The 12,550-nt window shown below is 28.7% G+C and carries 9 protein-coding genes; 6 read left to right on the plus strand and 3 right to left on the minus strand.

What is annotated here, in order from left to right:
* Positions 1-5: 5 nt before the first annotated feature.
* Positions 6-941: a glycosyl transferase family 90 gene (locus CQA42_RS03330; protein ID WP_115583277.1), complete on the minus strand. Its 936-nt coding sequence runs from the start codon at positions 939-941 to the stop codon at positions 6-8.
* 1 nt (position 942) lies between these two features.
* On the minus strand, positions 943-1,770 hold the full coding sequence (locus tag CQA42_RS03335; protein ID WP_115583278.1) for a prephenate dehydrogenase: 828 nt from the start codon (positions 1,768-1,770) through the stop codon (positions 943-945).
* A gap of 132 nt (positions 1,771-1,902) precedes the next feature.
* On the opposite strand from CQA42_RS03335, the gene bamA reads away from it, so the two are divergent.
* From bamA to CQA42_RS03360, 5 genes are all read left to right on the plus strand, one after another.
* Positions 1,903-4,161: an outer membrane protein assembly factor BamA gene (bamA, locus tag CQA42_RS03340; protein WP_115583279.1), complete on the plus strand. Its 2,259-nt coding sequence runs from the start codon at positions 1,903-1,905 to the stop codon at positions 4,159-4,161.
* Positions 4,162-4,179: 18 nt separating this feature from the next.
* Entirely contained in the window at positions 4,180-5,226 is a 1,047-nt protein-coding gene (locus CQA42_RS03345; RefSeq protein WP_115583280.1) for a dehypoxanthine futalosine cyclase, read from the plus strand.
* A gap of 64 nt (positions 5,227-5,290) precedes the next feature.
* Positions 5,291-6,526, plus strand: coding sequence for a pitrilysin family protein (locus CQA42_RS03350; protein WP_115583281.1), 1,236 nt, complete (start codon positions 5,291-5,293; stop codon positions 6,524-6,526).
* On the plus strand, positions 6,523-8,319 hold the full coding sequence (gene recG / locus CQA42_RS03355) for an ATP-dependent DNA helicase RecG (protein WP_115583282.1): 1,797 nt from the start codon (positions 6,523-6,525) through the stop codon (positions 8,317-8,319). Before CQA42_RS03350 ends, recG begins: the two co-directional genes overlap by 4 nt.
* Complete coding sequence (locus CQA42_RS03360; RefSeq protein WP_115583283.1) at positions 8,316-9,317, plus strand: glycosyltransferase family 1 protein; 1,002 nt, start codon at positions 8,316-8,318, stop codon at positions 9,315-9,317. Before recG ends, CQA42_RS03360 begins: the two co-directional genes overlap by 4 nt.
* A gap of 123 nt (positions 9,318-9,440) precedes the next feature.
* On the opposite strand, the gene ilvC is transcribed toward CQA42_RS03360, so the two are convergent.
* Positions 9,441-10,463 (minus strand): ketol-acid reductoisomerase, encoded by a 1,023-nt coding sequence (gene ilvC / locus CQA42_RS03365; RefSeq protein ID WP_115583284.1) that lies wholly within the window; start codon positions 10,461-10,463, stop codon positions 9,441-9,443.
* Positions 10,464-10,600: 137 nt separating this feature from the next.
* On the opposite strand from ilvC, the gene CQA42_RS03370 reads away from it, so the two are divergent.
* Positions 10,601-12,499, plus strand: coding sequence for a ribonuclease R family protein (locus CQA42_RS03370; RefSeq protein WP_115583285.1), 1,899 nt, complete (start codon positions 10,601-10,603; stop codon positions 12,497-12,499).
* The last annotated feature ends 51 nt before the right edge of the window (positions 12,500-12,550 follow it).

The following is a 12,550-nucleotide window of genomic DNA, read 5'->3' on the forward strand; positions in this document are numbered from 1 at the left end:
AACCCTTAATTAGTAAATTTAAAATATTTCTCTAAAACTAAAAGTGATATTATAATTTCTCTCTTTTTATCCATAAATTCTTTACAATAAGAATTTGCATTATTGATGATTTTTTCTGCTAATTCTGGGTTGTTTTTATAATAATCAATTTTTTCAAATACATTATTATAATCATCATCAATCTCAATATAATGATAATCTCCTTTTAATCTCCCCTCCATAAACCAAGTCTCAAATTTTGGTTTTGGCATCACCGCGATAGAATTGCTATTCATAATCCATTTTAGATTGCTTGCTACATCATTTCCTTCTAATGATAAAATAAATTTATGTTTTAAATGTTCTTTCTTGCTTGATTTTGGCTTGATAAAATCTTTATTAGATTCTCCAATGCTTCCTACATGTCCTAAATCACATCTATCATCATGAAAATATTTATTTAAAAACCTAATACGATGTTCTTGATATACGCCCCCTCGAAAATACAAAATATCATCTTTTTTATAAAATGGGATCTTATCTTCTATAAAGCTAAAATGCCTTATTTTATCTAGGTTTAAAAGTATGTTATTTTTATTATTGGAATCTATAGGACGAGATTTTGTAAGTGCAGGATATGAAAGATCATAATTTACATCTCCACTCTCTAAAATAAATTCTAAATCTTTAGGAAAATATACCAAATATTCATAACTATCATAAAAGTAATTGATTAGCTTTTTTGGTATTTTATAATCTTTAATTGCAATTTTCTTATTACAACCCCACTCTACTTGCATATCAATTTTAGAATCCAATTTATTGTAATAATTCACTCTATCAATGATGTATTTATAATCGCTTCTTTGCTCTACCTTATCTAAATATTTATGTTTATCAAATAAGATTTTTGGTGCTAAATATCTAAGTATTCCATTCAGATTATAGAAAAACCTCCGCATTTTAGAGAATCTCTCTTAATTTATTAGCACTAATCATCCAATCTTTCAATTCATCAAATTGATTATTCTCAATCAATTTTTTTGCATAACAAAGTTCATCTAATATCGTATCAATAGATTCTAATAGATTATCTTTATTTTGCTTTGCTATTGCAGACCACATCACTCCGCTACTTTTACTAATCCTACTCATTCCTTTAAAGCCACCGCCAGCAATAGCTACAATATCTTGAGGATTCTCTTGCTTTAAAACTGCATTTGCTAAAGCATAGCTTAAAATATGTGGCATGTGGCTAATAAATGCTGTATGTCTATCGTGGTCTTTGCTATCCATTTTGATTATATTCATACCAAGTTTCATACAAATTTCTCTAGCTAAATTTAGCTGATATTGTCCGCTTTTTGCAATATCTACAAAAATCATAATTTGATTTTTATATAAGTCCTTAAAAGCTGCTTTTGGTCCAAAATTTTCTGTGCCACACATCGGGTGCAAACTAACAAAATTATTTCTTAATGATTGTGGGATAGATTTTACAATCTCTTTTTTAACTCCACCAAAATCAATCACTAATTGATCATCTCTTAGATTTTTAATATTCTTTATAATCTCTACAATAGAATCTACAGGAGTGCATAAAAAAATCACATCACAATCTAAAATCCCTTTAAAATCAAGGCATTCATCTACAAGTCCAAGATAAATAGCCTGTCTTCTATGCACAGGATTTGAATCATCACCTACAATAAGACTAAATAATGAGCTTTCTTTTAGAGCCAATCCCAAGCTTCCGCCCATAAGACCAAGTCCTATGATTCCTGCTTTCATTTTTAATCCTTTTAAATTATTCCTTAAATATTATGTAGTAGAATTATAGCTTTTAAAAATTATAATTATTTTTTTCAATATTTTTATAGCTAGATATCATAAATGCTAGCATCTCAAGGAAATAAAACTTAAATGAGAATTATCACTCTAATTTGCTTATTAAATTCTATTGTATTTGCAAGTGAGATAAAGTCAATAACATACAATGGCTTAATTAGGATGTCATATTTAATAGCAAATGAGATTGCTAATATTAAAGTTGGCGATGAATTAGATAAAGAAAAAGTCAATCAAGCAATCATTGCATTTTATAAACAAGATTATTTTGATGATATATATGTAACTTTTGATGACAACAATGGAAATCTAAACTTCTACTTCAAAGAAAAACCAACCATTAATAATATAGAAATAAAAGGCTATGGCAACGAAAAAGAAACAACAGAGATTGAAAAATTAATCAATATTAAAAGAGGCGATACTTATGATATATACAAAGAACAATATGCAAAAGAAATCATAACTAAAACACTAGAAGACAAAGGTATATATGGCTCTGTAGTAGAAGTCGATAATATAAAAATCGAAGATTCTATAAGTCTTATATTTAATGTAAATAAAGGTGAAAATATCATCATTAGAAAGTCATATTATGAAGGCGCTACGCTCCCTAAAGATGAAATAGAATCCCTTAGTGCAAATAGAGAAAGGCATAGTTGGCTAGGCTGGCTTCCTTGGTGGAGTAATGGTGAGTTAAAACTAAAAGAATTAGAATTTGACAATCTTAGAATCCAAGATGTTTATATGAGAAAAGGATATCTTGACGCAGTCATTTCAAATCCCCTAGTAAATGCAAACTTTTTAAATTATGATGCAACTCTTATATATAAAGTAATAGAAGGAAAAAGATATAAAGTAAATGGTGTTGAAATTAGAAAAAATGACGATACTGATGATATTTTTCCTATTACCACACTAGAAGAATTAATAAAAATCAAAGAAGGTGAATATTTCAATATAGAAAGTGTTAGAAATGACATTGAGATTCTACGATCACATATAATGGATCAAGGATATGCATATGCAAGAATCCTGCCAGATTTGGATAAAAATGAAGAAAATGCGGAAGTCAAAGTCATCTTTAGCGTAGATATAGGCAAAAAAGTCCATATAAACAATGTTATAGTCACAGGAAATACCGTTAGTGCAGATAGAATCATAAGAAGAGAAATACTTATCGCCCCAGGTGATATATATAGTATAACAGATATAAGAAAAAGTGAAAATGCTCTTCGTAGAACGGGTTTTTTTGATAAAGTCCAAATATCAGAGATTAGAGTTGATGAAACTTCTATGAATTTATTAGTTGAAGTAGTAGAAGGGCGAACAGGCGAAATTATGTTTGGACTTGGCTATGGAAGCTATGATAAGCTAATGGTAAATGCCTCACTAAAAGAAAGAAATCTATTTGGCACAGGAATAAGCACACAATTTTATGTCAATTATAGTAAATATACACAACTATTTAATATTGGAATTACAAATCCTAGAATCCTAGATTCAGAATATAGCTCTTCTATTAATCTTTATCAAAGTTATTTTAATAATTATGACTATATAGAAACTTCAACTGGATTTAATATATCTTTTGGAAGAAATCTTACAGACACTCTAGCTGCAAATGTGGTATATGAGCTTTCAAAAACTAGAATTAGTGATTTTGAGGATCAAGCACAAGGTGGATTGTTATATGCTAATTATTTTCCAATAAATGGTGTTTTAAAAAGCTCGATTACACCTGGACTTTATTTTGATAATACAGATGATTATTATTTCCCAAAAAATGGTGCGATACTAGAGGCTAGCTCAGAATTTGCAGGACTTGGTGGAAATGCAAAATATATAAAATTATTTGGAAAAGCTGGATTATATTATCATCTACAAAATTTAATTGATTTTGATTTGATCCTTAGATATAAAGCACAAATTGGTGGAATCTTTGGTGAAATCGGTAATAAAGGTATAAAAGGTGTGCCGATTACAAATACATTTTATATGGGCGGTATTGGCACGGTTAGAGGATATGAAACATATTCTCTAACACCTAGAGATACAAATGGTTTAAGAATTGGTGGAAGATATATTTTTGCAAACTCAATAGAAGCTAGCTATGGATTTTTAAGTGCTATAAATATGAGAATTGCTGCCTTTTTTGATTATGGGATGATTGGTAGAGATAAATTTAATGAAATAGATAGAATGTCATGGGGATTGGCACTTGAGTGGGTATCGCCAATAGGTCCTCTTGTATTTGTATTTCCATTTGCCATCAATCCAAAAGAAGGTGATAATACATCTAGCTTTGAATTTACAATGGGAACAAGATTCTAGCTATAACAAGGAATATTTATGAAAAGAGTTAATAATGATGAAATATTGCAAGAGATAAAAACAACACCACTAAAAGAATTAGGCAAAAGAGCCTATGAAATAAAAAAAGAGCTTCATAGCGATAATATTACTACATTTATCATTGATAGAAATATAAATTACACAAATATATGCTGGGTTGATTGCAAGTTTTGCGCCTTTAAGCGAAAAATAAATGAAGATAGCGCTTATATACTTAGTTTTGAAGAAATAGATTCTAAGATTGATGAATTAATCGCAATTGGTGGGACGCAGATATTATTCCAAGGTGGCGTGCATCCAAGTCTAAAACTTGAGTGGTATGAAGATTTAGTCCGACATATACACCAAAAATATCCCAACATCACGATACATGGATTTAGTGCTATTGAGATTGATTATATAGCAAAACTTTCAAAAGTATCCATAAAAGAAACACTGCAAGCATTAAAAAAAGCTGGGCTTAGCTCGATTCCTGGTGCTGGAGCTGAAATATTAAGCGATAGAGTAAGAGATGTTATTGCACCAAAAAAACTAGATTCTGATGAATGGATAGAAATACATAGACAAGCTCACTATCTTGATATGAAAACAACAGCAACAATGATGTTTGGAAGTATCGAAGATGATAGCGATATAGTAGAGCATTTTAATAAGATTAGAGATTTACAAGATGAAACCGGTGGATTTAGAGCATTTATCTTATGGAGTTTTCAACCAGATAATACACCACTTCAAAGAGAGATTCCACATATCAAAAAAGCATCATCAAATAGATATTTAAGACTTCTTAGTGCAAGTAGAATCTATCTTGATAATTTTAAAAATATTCAAAGTTCTTGGGTAACACAAGGGCAATTTGTAGGACAATTAGCACTTCATTTTGGAGCAAATGACCTAGGAAGCACGATGATGGAAGAAAATGTCGTATCAAGTGCAGGGACAAAAAATAGTGCAAATACACAAGAGCTAATAAATCTCATTGTAGATGCGGGTGAAATACCTGCCATAAGAGATACTGCCTATAATATCTTAAAAATGTGTTAGGGGGCGATTTTTGCGAATTTTATTTATTTTTATACTAATTATTGGACTAACAAAAGGAAATAATATGAATGAAATAACTTATATGGAAGTAAATAATAGCAAGATTCCAATTATTCAAGAAATATCAAATATTTTACCTATAGGATTTATTGAGATTATATTTAATGGAGCTGGAAGTTTAAATGAAAAAAAGACTGGATTATCCTCATTTAGTGCAACGATGTTAGATAGAGGTAGTAAAAAAAGAGGAGAATACGGCTTTGCACAAGAATTAGAAAAAAGAGCAATAAATTTAAATGTAAATAATAGCTATGAAAATATATCTCTTAGCATTGAATTTTTGAAAGAAGAACAAGATAAGGCTATTGAATTATTAGGCGAACTTATAGCAAATCCAAATCTAACCAATGAAGCGCTAGAACAAACAAAATTGATATTAAGCGGATATTTATTATCTAAAGAAAATGATTTTGATTATATCGCACAAAAAAATCTAAAATCTATTTTATTCAAAGGAACACCGCTTGCTAAAACAAAAATAGGCACTATAGATGATATAGAAAAAATAAATTTAAGTGATGTAGAGGAATTTTTAAGCGATAAATTATTGTTAAATAATGCAGTAATACTTATAGGCGGTGACTTGGATATAGAAAAAACAAAAATACAACTAAAAAAGATTCTAGAGATTCTAGAAAATGGCACAAAATATACTAGCACAAAATACTATCCAAACGCAGATTCTAAAGAAATAATAGATACAAAACCAACAAAACAAGCATATATTTATTTTGGCTCACCATTTGATTTTAAAAACTATGAAGATGAATTACACAAAGCGCAGATAATGAGCTTTATCATGGGTGCAAGCGGATTTGGCTCAAGAATGATGGAAGAAATAAGAGTAAAAAGAGGGCTTGCTTATTCGGCATATTTTTATAATTCAATAGATAATGTTAGTTCAAGTACTTTTGGATATTTACAAACAAAATTAGAAAATAAAGATGAAGCAATCAAAGCTATAAAAGAAACTATTGCGGACTTTTTAAAAGGGAATGTAACAAAACAAGAGCTAGATGATGCAAAATCATATATTCTTGGCTCAAGAGTATTAAGCGATGAGACACTAAGTAGCAGACTTAGCAAAAAATATATAAATTTCTATCGTAATTTACCACTAGATTATGACAAAACATTGATACAAAAAATAAAAGATTTGACATTAGATGAACTTAATAAATATATAAAATCACATAAAGAAATAAATAATTTGAGCTTTAGCATAGTGATTGATAAATGAATAGATTAGCTAAAATAGGTATAAACAACCTATTTGAAGCCATTTTATACACTCCAAAATCATATACAAATACAACAATTCTAAAATCTCTAAATAAATATTCTACAAATGAAGGTGCAGTAAAAATAATCATAAATTCTAAAGCAGGATTTGGTAAAACACTTAAATTCCAAGCATATATGCTAGATTTAGATGAGAATCTAGAGATAATAATATTTAATCCAAAACCATATCACAATAAAATTTTTATTCAAAATAAAGAAATGTATATTTTTGGAAAATTTGAATACAAATATGGAATCTATACCATTGTCCAGCCAAGAATTACTACAAATATCAATCAAATCACTTTGAATTTTGCTACAACAAGAATAAAAAATCTTAATAATATTTTTAGAGAAATTATCTCACAAGAAAATTTAAACACTCTAAATTTTGATGATGAAATAAAAAAATCAATATTTAGCATTTTTCACCCAGAATCTGATATATTTTATCTAGATGAATTTAATAAAAATAATGGACTTTTTGGTAAATATCTTGAGGCGATTAAATTTGTAGAAATATATTATTATATGAGTGAATTACGCAAAAAAAGATACTTTTTTGAAGCTACAAGTATTTTAAATGGGGATTATAAAAGTTTTATAAAATCTCTTCCTTTTTCTCTTACAAATGGTCAAGAAAAATGTATTGATTATCTAAGCAAAAAGCTGGATTCTAAAATTGCTACTAGATGTGTTGTTATGGGTGATGTAGGCTGTGGAAAGACTATTGTAATCCTCTCTTGTGTAATGATGGCTTATCCAAAAAAATCTATACTTCTTGCACCAACAACAATACTTGCAAGTCAAATATATAATGAAGCAATAAAATTCTTACCAAAAAATATCAGTGTAGGACTTGCCATCAAGGACAATCAGATTGTAGATTGTGATTTTTTGATAGGAACACATTCACTTTTGTATAAGGATATTTCATCTTTTAGTCTATTTATGACCGATGAACAACATAGATTTGGGACAAATCAAAGAATGACGATAGAAAAAATGCTAGAAATTGATGGCAAAAAACCGCATAGCATTCAATTTTCTGCTACACCAATACCACGCACAATGGCATTAATAGAATCTAATATAGTTGATTTTTGCACTATAAAAGATTTACCATTCAAAAAAGATATCACAAGCAAAATTATTACAAAAGATGACTTTAGTACATTAATAGCACATATAAAAGAAGAGATTAAAAAACATATGCAAATTGCAATAATATATCCATTAGTAGAACAAAGCAATACAATAGCATATCAATCCATAGAAGAAGGCTTGCCATTTTGGCAAAAAAATTTTAAAAATGTTTATTCAACGCATGGCAAAGATAAAAATAAAGAAGAAATCATTGATTCTTTTAGAGATAATGGTGATATTTTGATTGCAACTACATTATTTGAAGTGGGTATCTCTCTTCCTAGATTATCAACAATTATTATTGTTGGGGCGGAGAGACTTGGATTTGCTACATTACACCAACTAAGAGGCAGGGTAAGCAGAAATGGAGCAAAAGGATTCTGCTTTTTATATACAAATGAAGCAAAAAGAGCAAGGTTGAATGATTTTATAAAAACAAATAATGGCTTTGAGATTGCAGAGCTAGATTTGAAATATAGAAATAGCGGGGATATTTTAAAAGGGATTCGCCAAAGTGGCATGCAATTTAAATATTTTGATATAGCAACAGATAAAGAAATAGCAAACAATGCAAAAAATTTACTTAATGAAGGCACAAAATGAAAATAGCATTTGAAGCAAATGCCCTTACATCTCCGCATACAGGCATAGCAAAAAGCTTAATCAATCTAATAAAACATATAAAAGATGCAGAAATAATCCTATTTACAAATAATAATAAAAAAATAAATCTAAATTTAGGGTTTAAATACACTTTTATAGACTTAAATGGGGGGGGGTGGAATAAATCATTAGAATCTTGTGATTATTTACATTATCATCAAAATGGCGGAATCTTGCCAAATTTCAGTAATAATGTTTTAATGATACACGATGTTTTGCCACTAATACTAGATAAAAATCCATTGCGAACTTTTAAATATAAACAAAATATAAAAAAGCAAATAAAACTAGCAAAAATAATACTCACTCCAAGCTTGTATTCAAAAACACAAATACAAAAACACTTCAAAGTTACTAAAGAAATACATGTATTACCTCATGGAATAGATAAGATAGAAATACCAAGTAAAAATAGAGGTGATTATTATATTTATGTGGGTGGATATGATCCTAGAAAAGGTTTGGATAATTTATTAGAAACTTTTATTAGACTAAATAGAAAGATTATTTTTGTAGGCGAAATACGATATTTTTCACCATATTTTAGATTCTTATCACAAAAAGCAATGGAATTAGGAATCTTAACACAAAGTGGCTATGTAAATGAGATGGAATTAAAAAAATTAATAAAACACGCAAAAGCTCTAATCTATCCATCAAAATTTGAAGGTTTTGGTTTGCCACCATTGGAATCTATGGCACTTGGCACACCTGTAATAACAACTCCATTTAGTAGTATCAAAGAAGTATGCAAAGAATGTGCTTTGTATTTCAATCCAGATATAAAAAATAGTCTTTATGAGAAAATAATAGAATTTGAAGAAAATAATATTGCAGAAAAACTAATAGAAATGGGGTTAAAAAATGCTAAAAATTTTAGCTGGGAAAAAAGTGCAAGAGAATATATAAATATTTTATATAAATCTCATTTGCAATAAGAATCCAAATATCTGTTTTAATCAACTTTTGAAATTTTAAATATAAAAAACATAGCTAAAAGCACAATGCCTATGATTATCCACCGCATATATGCTTACTCTCTCCCTTCTTTGTTATAGTTTTTAATTTTTATCTTTATCTACAAGCTTGTTTGCACCAATCCAAGGCATCATAGCTCTAAGTCTTCCACCTACTTCTTCTATCTTATGGGAAGAAAGATTTTTTCTCTCACTATTCATTCTTGCATAACCTGCTTTTCTTTCTAAAATGAAGTCTTTTGCAAAGCGTCCTTCTTGAATATCGCGCAAAATCTCTTTCATAGCCTTTTTAGATTCTGCATTTATCACTCTAGGACCGCTTACCATATCACCATATTCTGCAGTATTTGAAATAGAATATCTCATATTTGCAAGCCCACCCTCATAAATCAAATCAACGATGAGTTTTAACTCATGCAAGCACTCAAAATACGCCATCTCTTCAGGATAACCAGCCTCTACAAGTGTTTCAAATCCCGCTTTTACAAGGCTTGTAACACCACCGCAAAGCACTGCTTGCTCGCCAAATAGATCTGTTTCAGTTTCATCTTTGAAAGTTGTCTCAATAATACCACTTTTACCGCCACCAATAGCACTTGCATAGCTTAATGCTAATTGTTTTGAATTTCCATCATAGTCATTTGCAACAGCAATCAAATCTGGGATTCCACCACCTTTTATAAATTCACTTCTAACAGTGTGCCCAGGAGCTTTTGGTGCTACCATAATTATATTTACATCTTTTGGAAAATCAATTTGCCCAAAATGCACATTAAATCCATGTCCAAATGCAATAGTCTTGCTAGGAGCTAAATTTGGTAGAATTTCATCATTAAATACATCTGCTTGAAGTTCATCAGGAATTAAAATCATAATGACATCTGCCTCTCTTGTAGCTTCACTTACACTTAGCACTTTAAAATTTTTAGCCTCTGCTTTTGCCCTTGATTTAGAATTATTTGCAAGACCAATTACAACGCTAACTCCAGAATCTCGTAAATTTTCTGCATGTGCATGTCCTTGAGAACCAAAGCCAATAACTGCAACTTTTTTACTTTTGATTAGATTTAAATCGCAATCTTTATCATAATAAACCATTAAAGCCATTTTATATTCCTTAATATTGATATTGTAAATGTGCGTGGATTATAGTTTATTTTAAATTTTATTCCACTTATAAAAGATTTTTTAAATAATTTGATATAAATCATAGATATTTAACTTTTAAAAAAGCTGCTATAAAAATGGATAAATTTTTATTAAATCTTATATTTGGAATAAGTGAAATACCAAAAAATAAAATTCAAATTTTTAAAGACTTAGATTCTATGAATGCAATAGAATACACAAAAAAATCATTCAAACTAAAAGATAAATTTATCATAGGCTACATCGATGCAATAGAAAATAAAAATTTATATTTTTTAAAGCCATTAAAAGAAAGTAAAAAAGACTATAAGATTCTAGGTAAAACCCATCTTTGTAATAATGATTTAGTCCTTGCAAGAAAAAAATCAAATAAGGACAAAAGACCAAAAGCGACAATAATTAAGATTCTAAAAAGAGAAAATACAAAAGGTATTGGAATTTTAAAAAAAATTAATAACAATCTAAAAATATGCAATCTAAAAAATGGTGAAATAATTCCTATAAAAGTATCACAAAAATCACTAAATGCACTTCCGCTAAATTGCCTATTTGAAATTGATTTGACAAATCTAAAAATACTAAATGTCTTAGGCATGTTAGATGAAGCCAAAAATGATCTTTTAATCGTGCTTTTGATGCACAACAAAGTAGAATCTTTTAGCAATGAAACTCTATCTTTTTGCAATAGTTTTAAATCAAATTTAGATTCTAGCTATTATCCAGATAGGATTGATTTAACTCATTTGCCATTTATCAGCATTGATCCAGATGATGCAAAAGATTTTGATGATGCTTTGTATTTTGATGGCACTTATCTTTATGTGGCAATAGCTGATGTAAGCTATTATGTCCCACCAGATTCTACGATCGATAAAGAAGCTTTCAATAGAGGATTTAGCATGTATTTTCCAAACAAAGTAATACCAATGCTGCCAGATATACTTAGCAATGATTTATGTTCGCTAAAAGAAGGACAAAATCGCTTAAGCTTTATTTGGAAATTAAAAATCAACAAAAAAACTATGCAAGTATCACAAAGTGAGCTATTTGAAGGTATAATAAAAGTATCAAAAAATTACACTTATGATGAATTTAACAACATATTAAAAGATAAAAACAATCTTTTTTCTAAGCTTTTTTCTATCACTTCAAAGATTCGCAAAAATCGTCTAAAAAATGGACTTGATTTTGCAAATAAAGAAATAAAACTAGAGCTAGATTCTAATTTTGAGATCAAAAATATCACCCAAAAATGCGAGTTAGATTCTAATCATTTAGTAGAAGAATGTATGTTACTTGCAAATAAAGAGAGTGCAAAAATGCTAGAACAATATTGTGGAATCTATAGAATCCACGATGAAATAGATGAAATCAACCTAAAATCATTATTTAGTGATTTATCATTTTTAGACAAAGAAGGAAATATTAAGTTTAATAAAAAATTAAGCCTAAGAGATAATATCTACGCATTGCAAAATATCGCAAAAAAACAAGATTTAAGTGAGATTGTAGATAAAATAATCATCACTTATTTGCCAAAAGCAAAATATTCACCAAAAAATAGCGGACATTTTGCACTAGGTTTTTCTTCATACTCGCATTTTACATCACCAATTAGACGATATAGCGATTTAATCGTGCATAGAATCTTAAAAGAAATATTACATTGCAATCAAAAAAAGATAAATTATATAGGCAAAAATCTAGAGGCAATATGTGCTAGATTAAATTTTTTAGAAAAAGATATTGCAAATTTAGAGCTTGAATTTAATGATAGAAAATTTGCTAGATTCTACAAAGTAGGTGATATATTAGATTGCATAATCACACAAACAAAAGATGAAATAAAAGCAAAGATTCTTGGCTCAAATGCAAGAATCTTTTTAGACAAAAGCTTTTTAGCTAAAAAATACCAAAGATTTTCAATAATAAAAGCAAAAGTAACATCAAGCAATGTAGAAACTTCAAGGATAGAAGGAAAGATTCTAGTTTAAATATTTCATAAAATAATCTTAAGTATAATTCACATAAATTTTTAAGGAGGA

Source organism: Helicobacter sp. MIT 99-5507 (assembly GCF_003364295.1).
Classification (GTDB): Bacteria; Campylobacterota; Campylobacteria; order Campylobacterales; family Helicobacteraceae; genus NHYM01.